The organism is Coprococcus sp. OM06-34AC, from assembly GCF_003462545.1.
Classification (GTDB): domain Bacteria; phylum Bacillota; class Clostridia; order Lachnospirales; family Lachnospiraceae; genus Coprococcus; species Coprococcus aceti.
The window spans coordinates 216826-234388 of sequence record NZ_QTZF01000003.1; the positions used below are offsets into that span (position 1 = coordinate 216826).

Here is a 17563-nt window from a genome sequence, read left to right on the forward strand (position 1 = left end):
TAAAGTGCGTTTATACGAGCCAACAGCTCATCAAATTCAAAAGGCTTGACAATATAATCGTCGGCACCGTGGGAAAATGCTGCAGTTTTGTTCTCGAGTGTCCCAAGGGCTGTGAGCATAATCACGGGTATCGATATCCTGTCAAAGTATAACTGATTGAGAATGTCCAGACCGGACATGTCAGGGAGCATCCAGTCAAGCACCAGGATGTCGATATCCACCCCGGAATATATGAGCTCTGTGCTCTGCTTTCCAGTTGTACACAGCGTCACAGATATTCCGTGATCTTCCATTTGTCTTTTCAGTATTTTCCCAAGATTGAGGTCGTCCTCCACAAGCAGCAGGTTCATACATATCCCCTTTTCGTTATTGTAATCTGGAATGTAGTTCATTTCATTCTTACTTTATAGTAATTCATTTGGGGAGCGTTTGAAAGCGGTATACGCAATTTAGATGGTTTTTAGATAATCTGAGAGTCTGTAGATGCTACAATTTGTACATGAAAATATGTGAATAGAGGAAGTGCTAACTGGGGAAAAGGAGGTAATCATGGGGCGTATAAATATATTTTTACTGCTTGCCGCTGTCATGATAATATGCTGTGGCTGCGCTGGAACATCAGGAGATGAAGAGGTGGTGAAGGAACTGTCTGAATATCAGATGACACAATTGAATGTGGCGGAGGTGTATGGAATAGGAAAGACACAGGACGGTTATGTGTGTATAGGAGAAAATTCTGACGGCGAGGCTGTAAAGCTGACATTCATGTCACCTAATGGTGAGGTACAGGAGGAAAAGCTTGACTCAGCTTTCGTGATGTCAGTGGACGAGAAGATATCAGCGGCATATGTTGATGGGGATGGAAGTATATATATAGCTTTGAGCAGTGTCTTGGGAGATGGAGACATGGAGAGCAGGATAGCCGTCATAACAGGGAATGGAGAGGTCAGACAGCTATCTGATGAATTTGAGGGAAATGTGACAGCTATCAGAGTGCTTGCTGACGGATCCGGCTATATCTCGGGCTGCCCGGGCGGTGATATAAGGTGTTTTTCAATGGATGGTGAAGAGAGATTTGTCATCAAAAATATGAATTACACAGATATATGTGTGGCGAGCGACAGGATTATGGTTTTGACAGAGAGGAGCCTTCTGTCATATGACATATCCGATGGAAGTGAGACTGAAAACATCACAGCATTTGATAAGAGTATGGCGGACGACCTGGACGAGACCTTCAACGAAAAGGGGATGGATGCGGTGAGCTGCAGAAATATCATGAAATATGACGAAGATTCGGACTCACTGTATCTTATGCTGAGCACAGGTTTATATGAGTATAAGCTGAAGGATAGGCTGGGAATTAGACTTGCTACGTTCAGGGATTCAGATATTGAGTACGACTATGTGGTTGAAGGCGGTGATACATTTGTTGCGATAGCTGGTGGCAAGAGTGGAAGAAAGTATGTGGTGGTGTATTCATATGATTCAGGTTATGCTTCAGCAGAAGACAAAGAAGAGATGGGTGATAATGAAGTTACACTATATTCGTTATATTATGCAGAGAGCTATGAAACTCTCATCTCATGGTACGAGGAATACCATTCTGACATGACGGTGAAGTATACATGGGGAATAGATGATGATAATGGAATATCTGAGAGCGATGCAATAAGAGCGCTCAATACACAGCTTCTCGCTGGTGAGGGACCTGATGTTATCATAATGGACGGATTGAATGTGGGAAGCTATGAGGATACCGGAGTGCTCTTGGAATTGTCACAGGTGTATGACGATATACTGGAGGAAAATTCAGACTGTCTGGAAAATGTTCTCAACACATACAGGAAAGAGGATGGTTCGATATACGCAATTCCATCCATGGAGACGTTTACTGCAATTATCGGGCCGGAAAAAGAGGTAAAGAACATGATGGATGTACAGTCGCTTGCAGCATATATAAGCAGTCAAGACAGACCAAAATATGGAAATGACCTGTCATTCTATAATTGGGAGTGTTATTTTGATATATTGTATTCAGGATACGCATCGGAGATTGTGGATAGCAATGGAAATTATGACGAAGAGATGCTCAGAAAATTTCTAGAGGACTTAAAGCTTTTGTATGACACGGAGATGGAAAGGACGACTCAGGATCAGATTGATGAGTGGAGTGCAACGTGGGGCACCTACAGTGATCAGATAAAAAAAGCTATAAACAGTGAGTATATGAGCCCGCTGTTCAACAGCGCCTGGTCTGGAAGAAAAACAGCATTTGTGAACATGAAGACGATGGGAGAATCCTGGCGTTTTTACAGTATAAAAGAGGACTATGAGGTCGGAACAGGTGAGAGCGGCGAAAATACGGATTACGCATATGAAATATGGGGAAATGGTGGAGGAAAGGTGTTTGTGCCAAACACGGTTGTTGCGATAAATTCCAGATCAAAGAGTTTAGATCAGGCTATAAGTTTTATGAAGGATCTGTTCAGTACGGATGTACAGAAAATATATTACGGCGTTGAATGTGGAAATCCGGTCAATATGGAGGGCGTGCGGGAATGGAACAGAGAGGCACAGTCCATGGGAACTCCGGGAGGAAAGATCACCCTGGGGGGAAATGATTACATGGATTGGTCGTATTGGCGTAAGGATGAGTATCTTGAGGACTATATAGATAAATTGAGAGAGCTTGATACTCCGTCGAATACTGATGCGAGGGTGCGCAGTGTGATAAGGGATAACGTTGGAGACTATCTTGAAAATGGGGATAGTCTGGACAGCACAGTTAATTCCATAGATAAACTTTTAGGGGTGTATTTGAGTGAATAAATTAGTTAGCAGAAGGACAAAAGGAACAGTCGGATTTGTGATTCCGGGTTTTTTGGGGGTTATGATCTTTGTTGTTATTCCGCTGATGGATGTATTTATATCGTCATTTCAGAGTGTGGGGCATGGTGGCTTTTCAGGACTGCAAAATTACAAAGCGGTATGGGAAAATACGGCATTCAGACTAGCAGCAGGCAACTCCCTGCAGTTTGAGCTGGTGAGTGTTCCACTTCTCATGGTAATCTCGTTGATAGCTGCGGTAGAGGTATATGGAATGAAAAGCAGCGCAGTCAGGTTTGCATTTCTCGTGCCGCTTGTTATACCATCAAATTCACTTGCGGTGGTCTGGAGGCTATTGTTTGCTGATCTTCTTTCGGGAAAGGCGGTCTTCTGGCTGTTTGTGGGCACATTTATATTTAAGAACACAGGGTACAATATGCTTATATGGATGTCTGGGTTGTCGGCGATACCGGAGACTGTGTACGATGCTGCCAGAGTTGATGGAGCGGGAAGATATACCCAGCTATTCAGGATCACGCTTCCAAATATGAAAAGGTCATTTTTCATAGTTGCCATGTTGTCTGTGGTGAATTCCCTTAAGATATTTAGGGAGCAATATTTGATGGCAGGCAGCTATCCGGACATGAGCATATATCAGATACAGCATGTGTTTAACAACTGGTTTGAGAAGCTGGAAATCAGCAGGCTTACGGCGGGGGCAGTTATGACAGCCGTGGTATTTTTCGGAATCATACTTATAATTCGTTTGGTATGTCTCACTGATTGGCATGAGATATCAGTTAAATATAAAAGAAAGATTTTACTGAGAGGACGTGGAATCAAATGAGGTATGTAGCAGAGGGGATACATTTGTTATTGAAGATACTGGTCATAATGGGAGCGGCGCTGGCGGTAATCCCTTTATTGATTCTGTTAAGTGGAACATTTATGGGTGAGATGGAGCTGGATCAGTTGTTGTTTCAGGGGGCAGATAGTGGTGCGAGACATGTTGTGTGGCATATGATCCCGCTATATCCGACATTTAAAAATATTGTAGAACTGTTATTTGACACTCCGGAATACTATGTACTTTTCTGGAATTCCGTGAAGATAGTCGGGGTGGTGATAGCCGGACAGCTTGTGTTCGCTGTGCCAGCAGCGTGGGGGTTGTCGCGGAGCGGCAGCAGATGGGCAAATCTGATATTTGGTCTGTATATGTTCTGCATGATACTTCCATTTCAGGTGACAATGCTGTCGCAGTACATTGTGTTAAATAGGCTAAACATGATAAATACGCATTGGGCGATTATTCTGCCGTTGATGTTCTCAACCTTTCCGATATTTATTATGTATAGCGCATTTGAGCAGATCCCGGATTCAGTGGTAGAGGCGGCACGGCTGGATGGTGCGGGCAGTTTCACTATATTTTTACACATGGCCATACCCATAGCAAAGAGAGGAATCATAGCTGCAGTGATATTGGGATTTCTCGAATACTGGAATGTTGTGGAGCAGCCGGTCGTGTTTCTCAAGGACAAGTACCTGTGGCCATTGTCTGTTTATCTGCCAAATGTGACGGAGGGAAGTGCGGGAAGAGCGTTTGCATTTGCACTGTTCAGTTGTATTCCGTCACTGATCGTGTTCTATGTCGGTAGGGGAATTCTGGCTGATGGAATATCAATAGGTTCTGCCGAAGATTGATAAAGGCAGATTGTAGGAGAAAACAGGAGAAGTATTATGAGACGATTTGCAGGAAAGCGATGGACAGACTGCGGTATAAAGGCCGTTATGATCTTTATGGCGGTGGTTATTGTCGGCACATTTGTGTCGAGGTTTGCGAGCAGTGCTCTTACCCCGAGGGTTGAAACGGAGTATGCAGTGTCGGGGACGGTGTCTATGAAGGTTTTACAGGATGTGGTTATAGATGGGGATAAGAAGACGCCGGTGTATATCTATCCCGGACTCCCGACGCAGGAGATATTTGTCAGTGCAGGGGAAAAGATTAACCGGGGAGATCCGCTTATGAGGGTGGATGTGAACATGGCCAGATCTGTGTATCTTGAGAAGAAGCTTGAGCAGAAAAGCCTGAAGGAGCAATACTGGTATACATGGGGAGAAGAGATGGATGTTATGGATGACAAAATTGCAGTGGTAGATGAACAGCTCCAATCTCTGGAAAAACTTATGGATGATGATGGAATTGTTTATTCGGAGCTTGACGGAATAATATCGGAGTCCAGAGTCGATGTAGGAAATAAAACTGAGGAGAGTGCGGCTTTTGTGGTCACGGAGAAAGCAGATAAATACACTATTAAAATATCTGTGACAGAGGAACAGAAAAGGTATATAGAAAAAGGGGACAAGGTTATGGTTCAGCAGGACGGCAGCGGTGTGAATACGGAAATATCTGCGATATACAGTGATGCTGATAGTGGACAGGGATATATAGTGGAGGCAGTTATTCCAGGAGATATATTTGAAGTGGGTGACAGCGTGCTGGCAGAGATTTCACATCAGTCTGAGAGTTACAGCTCTGTGGTTCCTGTGGCCGCAATACGTGCTGATGTGTCTGGGTCATATGTGCTTGTCGAGAGACCGAAGGAAAACCTTCTTGGGACGGAATATGTTGCTGCGAAGGTATATGTGACAGTCGGGTATACAAATAATTATGACGTAGGTTTGAAGAAGAGCCCTTTGACCAGTGATGATAAGATTATTGTAAGCTCAGATAAGAGAGTGGAAGCCGGTGATACTGTACGTGAAAAATAGAAGGTTTTATAAGAGCGCTGTGATCGGCATAGTTTTCGGTATTGTATTGGTGTGGTTGTTTATATGGAATGTCATGAATGTAATAAATATAAGTATTAGGTATGATGGCGACAGAAACTATGCATTTGTCACCACAGGGCAGACTGTGTACACCAGAATGAAGGACGAGGACTATGTAAAGGGAACATATAGAATTTTCCCAGAGGAGACAGTTGCCGGGGACAGTGTATATAAAAAAGTCCAATCTGATATAGTTGTTGTTGATTTTACTGTAGAGGATATTTTAGGGGTAACCGGGGCTCTGCAAAGAGATGATACAGATGGATGCATAATAAGCGGGGAGCTTTCATATACGCTGTTTGGAAGCAGTCGCACCGTTGGCTCTATTATAAAAGTGTTTGAAAAAACTTATGTTGTCCGTTCTATCGTTGACTCTGAGGAAAGTTATATAATCGTTCAGGCAGGGCAGGAACGTGGAGGTGACTGGGAGTTTGTTGACAGTAAAACTATAAATGGCATAGTGCTCGACGTATCGGATGAGAATTATAGGAGTGAATATGCAGATGATGTAGCCTGTCATCATGGTTATGGCAACAGCTTTTACTATGTTATAGATTATCTGGATATTTTACCGGACATAAATCTGCCGTCAAAGTGGTCAGATTTTGATTTCTGGAGGGATACCTGCGATGAGCTTAAGTCCATAAATGAGAGAAAGTTGTATTCTGACAAGGATGTTCTGGAGAAATCCTATTACAGGTGCAGCCAGAAGCTGAAGAGGTATAGATTGCGAAGTGGTATTTTTGTTTTCATATTATTTGTGTGGATGATTATGATATGCAGATTCATTAGGGAAAATATAAAAAAGTAAAACAAAAAAATGGTTTACAATGGCAATTTTGTGCATATAATTAGTGATAAAAGGTGGTGAAAAATATGATTATAAGATATACGTTTGATAATTTCTGCTCCTTTAATGCAGAGAGTGAGTTTTCCATGGAAGCCCCTGGGGGAAAAGTAAAGAAACGTTTTCCTGATAATTATACAACAACTCTGATTGGATATGATCTTTTAAAGACTGCTGTAATTGTCGGTGAAAATGCAGGTGGAAAATCTAATTTTATAAACAGCTTAAAGTATTTGAAATCGTTGTTTGATACTAACTTGAAAGTGCAGTCTGTAAATGCCTATATAAATACTGATACATTGGTAAATGAGAAAATACCAAAACAGAGATTTAATATCGTGTTTGTAGCTAGAAATCATTTTGTTTATGAATATGAAGTAGTAGTGGACAGTTTGGGAATATATAGTGAAAAACTCCTAAGGAGTCAGCTCAGAAAAAGAGCTGCAAGTGAGGTATTTGAAATTAAGCGGGATTCAGACTCGAAATATATACAGAAAAGAGGAAAAGCAAAGGAAATCGCAACTGTACTGGAGAACAGCAACAATAGTTATGGCTTATTTGTAAGCAAGCTTGCGTTGTTGGGGAATGCAGATGCGGCTGAGACTGTTGACTGGATGGCAGATGTATTATATCCGGGAACTTTGCCTTCTGAACAGGTAGAAAACATAATAAGACAGGAGTCGGATATTGAAATTCTCAAAGATCCAAGATATGTGGAAATTTTCAGAATGGTGGATTATAGCATATGTGGGATAGAGGTAGATGAAGAGAAACCGTATTCAAAAACGATGATAATTCGTTCAAATGCAAATGGACAGACATTTAAACGAGAGCTTTCTCATGATTCTACTGGTGTTCGTGAATTTTTTGCATGGGCAGTGCAGATCTTTCGGGTTGTATATGCAGATAAGGTTGTATTTGCAGATGAGATGGATAGGGTGCTTAATCCAATCTTATCAGAACGTGTAATTGCATATATAAATGGAATGGAGCATAAAGGACAATTTATCTTTTCAACGCATAATGTACTTCATTTGAACTTGAAGACATATATGAAAGAACAGATATATTTTATTACAAAGAACAGGGAGAATCTTGTTTCAGAGCTTTATTCTCTTGCGGATTTTCCTGAAGTTAGATACGAAAACACAAAAATATATGAGTTTTACATGAAGGGGATTTTGGGAGGTACAGCGTTTGAGTAGAAAAAAGCGAATCCTACAGAAAAGATTTGCAATATTTTGTGAAGGAGATACAGAATACAATTATATAGATAAGATGAGAAGAAATCAGGGCGTTGAACTGGTTTTGAAACCAATTAATATGCATGGTGGGGGCTATGCAAATTTCTTGCAGAAAATAAGAACAGAGTCGCAAAGTAACTATCTGGCAAAGTTTATTATTGTGGATGCGGATAGGCTTACTACTATACAGGGCGAGCTGGATGGGTTCAATAAGCTGCTTGAATATTGCATGATTCAAAATAAAAAAGGCAACACTCCACATTTCATTATAATGGACAATCCTAATTTTGAATATGTGGCTTGCCTGCACAGTCCTGCGTATAAAGGACAGGATGTTCATAAGTTTATTCAGTCATCATTTGGTACAAAAAGTATTGCCGCTTTCAAGGGAAATAAAGATATTTACAATTATCTCAATAGTGGGGAGTTATCATATGTAAATATGCTGTCTTCACTTACCGGAAAAGATAAGCTGCTATATAACAGATATGAGATAAAGAAGAAGAACTTTGAAATAGTGGTAAAAGATACTGTGGTGGATATGGATAATATCAATATAAAGAGCAGTAATATAGAAGAGTTTTTTGATGTGATCGACTGGTGATGTGCCATGAGTTGATGATGGAGATGCAGGAATATCAACAATGAAAATTTTGCATGGTTGGTGTTCAATAAGTATTATGAGGAGATTGAAGAAAAATAAAGATATATGGAGAAGACAATAAAAATAGTGGCAATTACACTTGGTGTATTGGCGCTGATTGTGTTTATTCCGTTTGTCTGTTTAAGATACACAACCAGATATAAAGAGAAACTCGTTGATAAAACAAGTTCTCCTGATAAACAATACATATTGTCGATGTATTCGGTTGGAGAGCCGTACTGGCCATTTGGCGGTGCGCCGGGAAGGCTGATACTGGAAATGGCAAATAGCAAGGTGGCAAGAGCAGAATTTGAAATAGCCAATGACGGAGCCAGATTTGATGAGTACAGTTGGGATGTGACATGGTGTTCCGACAGAGTGGAAGTTGTATTATCCGGAAACGAACAATACGATGAACTTGTTACCATGTATTTTGATGGCGGTGTAGAAAGAAAAAGGCTTACAACGATTCGAAAACAGGCAGCTGCCACAACCACTGAAACAGCGAGAACGGATACAGAAACAACAGGTGGCGAAATACCAGGGAATAACTCTGAAGAAATGCCTGATGACGTCAGCATAACAGCTGGATATAAGGCGGTATACGATTTGTATAACGATGACAATCGCACAGAATTCGACGTCACATATGGTGCCTCGGAGCGTTCGTCCAGATGTGTGCTGAATGAAAATACAGGTATGATTGATTACATTGTCTATAATGGAAAATCACCCAATGGCAAATGCTGCATATATGTACGGTATAAGGTGGATGCGTCTGCAGATGAAACTGTTTCATACGATGAAGGGCATATGGTTGACATATATGCATATGTACTTGAAACTAAAAAAGTGGTCAGCAGCGGCAAAAAGCAGTGGGAGGATACAGGCTCTGATGAGTTTATAGATGTTACGGAAAAATAAAAATATTACTAAAGGTGAGTCCTACCTTATAAGTGGAGGTTATAAAAGCGTAAGAGTCGCCTTTGGTGATTCTTCAAGGCGGCTGAAAAATGGAGAGCAGATTTTCGTAGACGATCTTATAGAACTTGCATACAGATATTTAAGAGAGATAGAGCATTCTGACGAAAACCTGGAGAAGGTGGAAGTGCTGGATTGGCTTGATTGTGCTGCTATCAAAATAGAATTACAAACATCTGAATATATGGGTAAAGCAGTCGAAAGGCTATGACGTAAAGCTACAGGGTTTGTAAAAATAGTAGCCAGTTGCAGATACGAAACAGTTGGATCTATGCGTATGTCGCATAGATCCTTTTTGGTGCATGGTAGGAGTAGTTGTTTTTGCCTTGACGGACAAGCTTCTCATCTGGTTAAAAAGAGTGTTTTTAATTGACAATATATAGAAAAACGAGTATATTGTGGTTGGGGATGAGTAAAATCTCCAATTAAATTGATAGTCTAGAAATAGAGGATAATATAGAATTATCCATTAAATGTACCAGAACGTAGAGAGAAATAGTTGGTAAGATTTTCAGCATTCAAATATTAAAATTATTTCTTGGATGCTTAGTTGCCAAGATACTTCGTTGCTTTGCCAATGTAACGTGAGTGTATATTTCGGTAATATTGATAGAACTGTGTCCAAGCATTTCCTGAATATAGCGGATATCTACATCAGCGTCCAGCAGGCTGGTGGCAAAAGTATGTCTGAACATATGTGGGGTGATGTGTAGATCAATAGCGGCAAGTGAAGTATATTTATTTATCATTCTGCGTACAGCCTGATCGGTCAGAGGTCGACCAGATTGATTTGCAAAAAAGTGATTGCAATTTACTATTTCCGAATGAAAATCAACTTTGTATTTATTCAGTATATTTATAACAGAAGGACTTCCTATCTGAATTCGTCGCTCCTTATCGCCCTTGCCATATATAAGGATACTTCCATCATATAGGTTGATATCATTGATTTTTAATGCACAAAGCTCAGAAATTCTCATGCCAGTTGCAAATAAAAGCTCGATAACAGCGGCGTCCCTCAGAGAATTTCTTTTTTGGTAGGTGGTTTTGGCACAATTAAGTTGTTCATAAATAGTAGACAAAAATATTTCAATGGTGCGAATTGGAATTGTTTTGGGCAATATTATGGGTTCGCGAAATTTAAGCTGCAATTTATTAAATGGATTGTTATTCAGAATTTCTTTGTATTCAAGATAATGAAAAAAAGCCTTAGTAGATGCGATTTTCCTTTTTACAGTCTTGGGTTTATATGTGTTATTAAGTATTCCGATGTATTCCTCCAATATATTTGTGGAAATGTCAGTGATGTCAGATGAGCAAATATAGCTTACGAATTGATTTAAATCAATCTTATATGCTTTCAAGGTCTTTTCATCTAGGCATTTCTGTTTGTCACAGTATTCCAAGTAGTTTTTTATAGATGTTTTCATGGTGTCCATAGTTAATCTCCTTTGTATGTATTTATCAGAAATATATGGTACAGGAAAAATGAAAGAAAGTAATTAAGACTGTTTAATTTGATGTGAATAACAAAAAAATATAGGGGCAGATGACTGTTTTTATGCCCATTTGCTGAGACATCGGGTGTATAATTATCATACGTTTACCCACAATTTACATCTGCGCGGTATCGACTTTTACATGAAGGTAATACCATAAGTCTGTTGTGAGTAAAGGTTTGTTTGTATAAAAGGAGACTGGAAATGAGTAGTTACGTTATATCGGACATCCACGGATGCTACGATGAGCTGCAGAAGATGCTCGAAAAGATACAATTCGGCGATGGGGATACGTTGATAAGTGCGGGAGATTATATAGATAAAGGATCGAAGAATGCTGATATGCTGGAGTGGATCATGCGTGCGCCGGCAAATGTCATTCTGATTCGGGGAAACCATGACGAGGATTTTGTTCAGAACATAGAGGCGATGAGAATTATCAGCTATAAAATGGATCTTGTTGCTGACAGCCGGAAGGATACGAAAATGCTGTATAATGCAATGAGCAGACTTGCATGCCGTGATGACAGTGTGAGATTTGACCGCTGCGGCACGGTATGCGAACTGATAGAATCCGGATATACATTTTCACAGCTTACTTCATGGACGGAGCGGATAAAGCGCATGCCATATTACTATGATATGGAGGTGAATGACAGGAAATGTATAGTTGTCCATGCCGGATATATAAGAAAGCTTGACACACCGGAGCTTAAAGCAAAGTACAGTTCAAGGGAAGAATTCTATATGAATGCTAGGGATGATGGGTATACCATCGGCGGTATATGCCATAGTACGATAATCGCCGGGCATACGCCAACGGTTAAGGAAGGGGAATTCGCCTGGAATGATGGACAGGTGTTTTGCATGTACGATAGGGATCGTGATATATTGTTCTACGATATAGACTGTGGATGCTGGATGAGAAGTACAAGAAAGAATGCCAGACTTGCGTGTATCAGGCTGGAGGATGAAGAAGTGTTCTATGTGTAAGTTCACAAATTCTTCACAAAAATTATTAGCACTCACTATTGCAGAGTGCTAATAAAAGTGGTATAACATAATCAGTCAAAGGAAAGAGCTTCTAAATAGAAATTAACGATAAGCCTTGAAGCGATCCTTTGAGAGACATCGAATTTATTAACATATATAAACCGGGTGTTAAGAGATATCCGGTATAGATATTGGAAGGAGAGATGACTTATGTTAATGCCTAGTATTATTGGAGATAGCTTTTTAGATGATTTCTTTGGATATCCTGAGAGGACTTATGCAGCACCAAAGCAGACGCAGATGAATGGATTTATGCAGGCTGATGTAGCCGAGAGTGAGGATGCATACACAGTTGAGATGAATCTTCCAGGAGTTAAGAAAGAGAATGTGAAGATAGAGCTCAAGGATGGATATCTGATCGTGAACGCTTCTACAAAGAGTGAGACTACAGAGGAGGATAAGAAGACAAAGTACATCCGCAAGGAGCGTTACAGTGGCTCAGGCAGCAGAACTTTCTATGTTGGCAAGGATCTGACTCAGGAAGATATCAAGGCCAAGTTTGAGGACGGAGTGCTTAAGCTCACAGTTCCAAAGATTGAGAAGAAACCGGAAGAGCCAAAGTCAAAGTATATAACAATTGAATAATATTTCACAAAGCATGTAGACGCCGCGCGAAGCGCATATAATGCGTCTGCTGACTAAATACATTTCGTAGTGTTGATGACCGGCGCAGGAACCTCCCTCTTGCGCCGGTTTTTTTGTGGACTTTTACGTGGGGACGGAGGTACCTGTCCCCTCCGTCCCCGCGGGGATTGTTGATTGACAACCTTAACTCACAGATTATAATGGGAATAAGCATAATTACAAATAAGACAAGGAGATGTATGACATGAGATACAAGGCAGCGATATTTGATATGGATGGAACAATACTCAATACTCTGGAGGACCTGACAGACAGTACAAACTATGCACTTGCTCATCATGGATTCCCTGAGAGAAATATAGATGAGGTTAGAAGATTTGTTGGGAATGGCATACGAAAGCTCATTGAGAGAGCTGTGCCGGCGGGAACTGATGTGGCAACTATAGATAAGGTGTTTGATACATTTGCTTCTTATTATAAGGAGCACAGTGCCATCAAGACCAGACCATATGACGGAATACATGATGCCATCGCAAAGCTCAGGGCAGCAGGTGTGAAGACTGCGGTCGTGTCCAACAAGGCGGATTTCGCAGTCCAGGATCTGTGTGTTGACTATTTCCCAGGAATGTTTGATTTCGCACTTGGTGAGAAGTCTGGCATAGCAAAGAAACCGGCACCTGACATGGTGGGGGAGTGCCTCAGAATGCTTGGTCTTGAGAAGAAGGATGTCGTGTATATAGGTGACTCTGACGTGGATCTTGCCACAGCAAGAAATTCTGGAACGGATGTCATCATGGTTGGCTGGGGATTCAGAGACGAGGAGTTCATCATGAGCCTTGGCGCACCGTTTGTCATACATGACACACAGAAGATCGTTGATATAGTATTGGGAGAGTAGTGGATGCTTACATATTCATTTGACGACAGAGGGATGGATTTCCTCTATGAGCATTTGTACAAAGAGATAAAAAATGACATATTGATAGGAAATCTTAAAGCCCATGAGAAGCTGCCGTCAAAGAGGGCGCTTGCAGCTCATCTGAATGTGAGCGTCGTCACAGTGGAAAACGCATACAGTCAGCTCTTGGCTGAGGGATATATTTATTCCAAGCCGAAGAGCGGGTTCTATGTGTGTGACGTGAAGGCTGAGGATGCGGATGTTGTGGGAGTGAGCAATGCCTGCTATACCAGTCGACCGGAAGACCATGTGACAGAGCATACTCATGTGATCAGGGAACACGCAGAAGCCTCTGACCAGAACAGGTTCTTTGCCGACTTTGTGAACAATTCCACCCTCAGTGAGAACTTCCCATTTTCGACATGGACGAAGCTCATGAGGGAGACGATGATGGATGACCGGGAAAAGCTTATGAAGAGATCGCCGTCTGGTGGTATATTTGAACTCAGAAAGGCCATTGCGGATTATCTCTATCAGTTCAGGGGGATGTCTGTAAGCCCGAACCAGATCATAGTCGGCGCGGGAACGGAATATCTGTATGGTCTTATCATACAGCTTCTCGGCAGGGACAGCGTATACGGTGTGGAGAATCCGGGATATCAGAAGATACAGCACATATACGATGCATATCAAGTGAAATGCTGTTATATAGACATGGATGAGAGCGGTGTCAACATAGATTCGCTAGAGCGGTCCGGGGCTGATGTGGTGCATATATCACCGTCACACCATTTCCCTACGGGAACTGTCACTCCGGCGAGCAGGAGATATGAACTGCTGGGCTGGGCGGCAAAGCAGGAGGGCAGATATATCATAGAGGATGAATATGACAGTGAATTCCGTCTGGTTGGAAATCCGATCCCGGCGCTTCAGAGTATAGACGCATCTGATAAAGTCATATACATGAATACATTTTCAAAAAGTTTGTCATCAACCATACGAATAAGCTACATGGTATTGCCAATACCGCTCATGGTAAGGTATAATCATGTACTAAGCTTTTATGCGTGTACGGTGTCGAATTTTGATCAGTATACACTCACAAGGTTTATCCAGGAGGGGTATCTGGAAAAGCACATCAACAGGATGAGAAAGTTTTACAGGAACAGCAGGGACAGGATACTTGGTTGTATCAGGAGTCACAGGCTGTATCCACAGGTAACGATAAAGGAAGAGAATGCAGGTCTTCATTTCCTTATGGAGATCGACACGTCATACACGGACAGAGAGATGGTGGACAGGGCTGCCGCGGCAGGAATCAACATATCCAGCCTTAGCCAGTACTGCCACGGAAAAGAGCAGGAGGACAGCCACACGCTGGTTATCAACTATTCGGGTATAGAAGAAGATATAATAGAGGAAGCCTGTGACAGACTTCTTGAGAGTGTGGTGCGCTTGACGACATAGCACGCAGACGCCGCGCGGAGCGTATTATATGCGTTTGCAGGATTTTTTCGTATTTTTCGTAAGGAGGACAACAGATGAAGATATCATTCGATTCACTTGAGGAGCAGAATATTCAGAACTTTAAGGGCGGTGAAGGCGTATTCAAGCCACGCATGCACGTAGGCAATTACAACAAGATCATGAGGGCAACACTTCCAGCAGGAAGTTCTATAGGACTTCACACACATGACACCAACAGCGAGATCATATTTATCATCTCAGGAGTTGGAACCATGGAGTATGACGATACCATGGAGATACTGAATCCGGGCGACTGCCACTATTGTCCGCCGGGACACAGCCACAGCCTGAAGAACAACGGCGATGAGGATCTTGTGTTCTATGCTGTAGTGCCAGAGCACAACTAGAAGAAATCGATAAAATAATATATAAGAAATATAGCTGAAAAAAAGAGGTTTCCGAATGAAATACATCTGAAATATATCTGGAATTTTGGATGCGTATCAGAGTGTGGCGACCTCTTTTTGTATACTATCAAGCACTTGTATTGATATATGGCGTCAATTTGCGTCGTAAATTCTCCCCACACAAAGAAAATTCATTTGTTAATGAGAAAATAAGCTGATAAAATGTTCTTTAGTGGCATCATTCATACGTTTGCTAAACTGTGATTTAGAGTGCCACCGGGCTGGATCATATACACAAAGACTGAGAAAGACAACTGGGCTGGATCATATACACAAGAGCTGCAACAAAACATCGATCATCGCATAGGGAAAAAGATAGATGATCGATAAAGGAAGGTGCAGATATGATTTCAGAAGAAAAAACAACAAAGACAGCAGATCCAACTATATCCCGCGAGGAGGCTATAGGGATACTCAACACGCCGGATGATCAGCTTGACGAGCTGGTGGCACGTGCCGGAGAGCTCCGCGAGAAGTACAAGGGAAAACACGTTGGGATACATATTCTGACAAATGCAAGAAGTGGTAACTGCTCCCAGGACTGTGCATACTGCGCACAGTCGTGTCGTTCAAAGGCAGACATCGACAAATACCGCTGGGTTGGCGATGAGAAGCTTTACAGAGACAATGATTTTGTGGACAAATACCATCTGTCCAGACATTGTATAGGACTCAGCGGAATGAAGTTCACGGATAAGGAGATTGAAGAGCTTGCGGTGCGCATCCGCAGGATGAAGGAAAGCGGAACACACCTGTGTTGCTCCATCGGATTTCTGACGGAGAAGCAGGCGCATATACTGCGGGATGCGGGACTTGACAGGATCAATCACAACCTGAACAGCAGCCGTGGCTTTTACAGCAATATATGTTCAACCCACACATTTGACCAGAGAGTTGCAAATATAAAGATGCTGCAGAGCGTGGGATTTGAGATATGCAGCGGAGGCATCATAGGAATGGGTGAGAGCAGGGAGGATGTGGTGGACATGCTCTTGGAACTCAGGGAGATCAATCCCGAGGCGATTCCTATTAACTTTCTTCTTCCGATAGAAGGCACGCCACTGGGGGACATTGATACGTCAGTACTCACAACGGAGTACTGCCTGAAGGTGTTGTGCCTTGCGAGGCTCATGGTGCCACAGGCGGATATAAGATGTGCCGCGGGCAGGGAGAGATATTTCAAGGGTGAGGAGAAGAGACTTCTCACTGTTGTCAATTCTATCTTTGCATCGGGTTATCTCACAGAGAACGGACAGGGCATGGAGGATACGATAAAGGCGATCACGGATGCCGGATTCACATATGAGGTGGAGTCGGCGTAGCGGTTCGTTTACATAAATTTTACGTGCCTGCATATTGAAACAGAATCGTGATGTGGAGGAGATAAACTCACAGGAACAGCAGTATGCAGATGCCTATGAGAGGGCACGTCAGTAGGCGCATTGCATAGTGAGACTGCGCAAAAGTAGCAAAGGCATTTGCTTTCTGCGGTCAGATATGTTAGAATCTGTAAAAATCAAAGATAAAAATAACGTGCAGATTACGGACCGAAAAGGATAACGACTGTGCATGCTTTGGCATGCCGGCTGTTATCCTTTTTGTGTTTTATAGTGATTGCGGATAAGGAGAAGTGCATGTATCTGATGATAGACAATTTTGATTCGTTTGTATATAACCTGAAGGCGTATTTCGAGGAAATGGGAAGATGTGTGACCGTAAAAAGGTGCGATCGGATATCTCTGCATGATGTGGAAGATCTGGAGCCGGAGGGCATAATACTTTCACCGGGACCTGGGCGGCCATGGGAGGCAAAAATGTGTGTGGATGTTGTGAACATGTATAAGGGAAAGATTCCGATACTTGGAGTCTGCCTTGGACATCAGATACTTGGGTATTGTGCGGGCGCCATTGTTGAAAAAGGAAAGATGCCAATGCATGGAAAGGTGACAGAGATACATAACTGTGGAACAGGTCTGTTTGCGCGGCTGCCGGAAAGCTTTCATGTCACAAGATACCACTCATTGGTAATAAATGGCAGCAGTCTGCCGGATGATTACCAGGTGGATGCGATATCCGAGGATGGTGCAGTTATGGGAATATCACACAGAAGGCTGCCGTTGTACGGTGTGCAGTTTCACCCGGAAGCGGTACTTACGGAGTATGGTCATGATGTATTGTATAATTTTTGTATAGCGGCGGAGAAGTTTAATTGCAGATAAGG

The 17563-nt window shown here is 42.1% G+C and carries 17 protein-coding genes, 1 pseudogene and 1 riboswitch; of the genes and pseudogenes, 16 read left to right on the top strand and 2 right to left on the bottom strand.

What is annotated here, in order from left to right:
• Positions 1-20 precede the first annotated feature (20 nt).
• Positions 21-380, bottom strand: a pseudogene (locus tag DXB91_RS14855) (response regulator transcription factor); the annotation flags it as partial.
• 169 nt (positions 381-549) lie between these two features.
• Between DXB91_RS14855 and DXB91_RS07030 the strand changes: the two are divergent.
• From DXB91_RS07030 to DXB91_RS14115, 9 genes are all read left to right on the top strand, one after another.
• Positions 550-2832 (top strand): ABC transporter substrate-binding protein, encoded by a 2283-nt coding sequence (locus tag DXB91_RS07030; protein WP_118017261.1) that lies wholly within the window; start codon positions 550-552, stop codon positions 2830-2832.
• Positions 2825-3676 carry a carbohydrate ABC transporter permease gene (locus DXB91_RS07035; protein ID WP_118017263.1) on the top strand — a complete coding sequence of 284 codons (852 nt, stop codon included), beginning with the start codon at positions 2825-2827 and terminating at the stop codon, positions 3674-3676. Before DXB91_RS07030 ends, DXB91_RS07035 begins: the two co-directional genes overlap by 8 nt.
• Positions 3673-4530 (top strand): carbohydrate ABC transporter permease, encoded by an 858-nt coding sequence (locus DXB91_RS07040; protein ID WP_118017265.1) that lies wholly within the window; start codon positions 3673-3675, stop codon positions 4528-4530. The genes DXB91_RS07035 and DXB91_RS07040 overlap by 4 nt, the downstream gene beginning before the upstream one ends.
• 36 nt (positions 4531-4566) lie before the next feature.
• Positions 4567-5598, top strand: coding sequence for an efflux RND transporter periplasmic adaptor subunit (locus DXB91_RS07045; RefSeq protein WP_117550757.1), 1032 nt, complete (start codon positions 4567-4569; stop codon positions 5596-5598).
• Positions 5588-6469, top strand: coding sequence for an ABC transporter permease (locus tag DXB91_RS07050; protein WP_147323114.1), 882 nt, complete (start codon positions 5588-5590; stop codon positions 6467-6469). The genes DXB91_RS07045 and DXB91_RS07050 overlap by 11 nt, the downstream gene beginning before the upstream one ends.
• 65 nt (positions 6470-6534) lie before the next feature.
• A complete protein-coding gene (locus tag DXB91_RS07055; protein WP_118017267.1) occupies positions 6535-7710 on the top strand; it encodes an AAA family ATPase in 1176 nt (391 codons plus the stop codon).
• Positions 7703-8353 (top strand): RloB domain-containing protein, encoded by a 651-nt coding sequence (locus DXB91_RS07060; protein WP_117550751.1) that lies wholly within the window; start codon positions 7703-7705, stop codon positions 8351-8353. Before DXB91_RS07055 ends, DXB91_RS07060 begins: the two co-directional genes overlap by 8 nt.
• 105 nt (positions 8354-8458) lie before the next feature.
• Positions 8459-9316, top strand: coding sequence for a hypothetical protein (locus DXB91_RS07065; protein WP_118017269.1), 858 nt, complete (start codon positions 8459-8461; stop codon positions 9314-9316).
• Positions 9300-9584 carry a hypothetical protein gene (locus DXB91_RS14115; protein ID WP_147567732.1) on the top strand — a complete coding sequence of 95 codons (285 nt, stop codon included), beginning with the start codon at positions 9300-9302 and terminating at the stop codon, positions 9582-9584. The genes DXB91_RS07065 and DXB91_RS14115 overlap by 17 nt, the downstream gene beginning before the upstream one ends.
• A riboswitch (cyclic di-GMP riboswitch) is annotated at positions 9551-9627 on the top strand. It overlaps the preceding gene by 34 nt.
• 264 nt (positions 9628-9891) lie before the next feature.
• Here DXB91_RS14115 and DXB91_RS07070 read toward each other — a convergent pair.
• Positions 9892-10812, bottom strand: coding sequence for a tyrosine-type recombinase/integrase (locus DXB91_RS07070; protein WP_118017271.1), 921 nt, complete (start codon positions 10810-10812; stop codon positions 9892-9894).
• A 264-nt stretch (positions 10813-11076) separates the two neighbouring features.
• Between DXB91_RS07070 and DXB91_RS07075 the strand changes: the two genes are divergently transcribed.
• The 7 genes from DXB91_RS07075 to DXB91_RS07105 all read left to right on the top strand — a co-directional run bounded on the left by DXB91_RS07075 (position 11077) and on the right by DXB91_RS07105 (position 17561).
• Positions 11077-11865: a metallophosphoesterase gene (locus DXB91_RS07075; protein WP_118017273.1), complete on the top strand. Its 789-nt coding sequence runs from the start codon at positions 11077-11079 to the stop codon at positions 11863-11865.
• A 210-nt stretch (positions 11866-12075) separates the two neighbouring features.
• The gene (locus DXB91_RS07080; RefSeq protein ID WP_118017275.1) at positions 12076-12510 is read left to right on the top strand and encodes an Hsp20/alpha crystallin family protein; all 435 of its coding nucleotides are present in this window, start codon (positions 12076-12078) and stop codon (positions 12508-12510) included.
• A 244-nt stretch (positions 12511-12754) separates the two neighbouring features.
• Positions 12755-13408 (top strand): HAD family hydrolase, encoded by a 654-nt coding sequence (locus tag DXB91_RS07085; protein ID WP_330416345.1) that lies wholly within the window; start codon positions 12755-12757, stop codon positions 13406-13408.
• Between the two features lie 3 nt (positions 13409-13411).
• Positions 13412-14875 (top strand): MocR-like pyridoxine biosynthesis transcription factor PdxR, encoded by a 1464-nt coding sequence (pdxR, locus tag DXB91_RS07090; RefSeq protein ID WP_118017279.1) that lies wholly within the window; start codon positions 13412-13414, stop codon positions 14873-14875.
• A gap of 74 nt (positions 14876-14949) precedes the next feature.
• Positions 14950-15282 (top strand): cupin domain-containing protein, encoded by a 333-nt coding sequence (locus tag DXB91_RS07095; RefSeq protein ID WP_004850052.1) that lies wholly within the window; start codon positions 14950-14952, stop codon positions 15280-15282.
• Between the two features lie 404 nt (positions 15283-15686).
• Positions 15687-16664, top strand: a complete 978-nt coding sequence (gene bioB / locus DXB91_RS07100) for a biotin synthase BioB (RefSeq protein WP_118017281.1) — start codon at positions 15687-15689, stop codon at positions 16662-16664.
• Positions 16665-16976: 312 nt separating this feature from the next.
• Positions 16977-17561 (top strand): anthranilate synthase component II, encoded by a 585-nt coding sequence (locus DXB91_RS07105; protein ID WP_118017283.1) that lies wholly within the window; start codon positions 16977-16979, stop codon positions 17559-17561.
• The last annotated feature ends 2 nt before the right edge of the window (positions 17562-17563 follow it).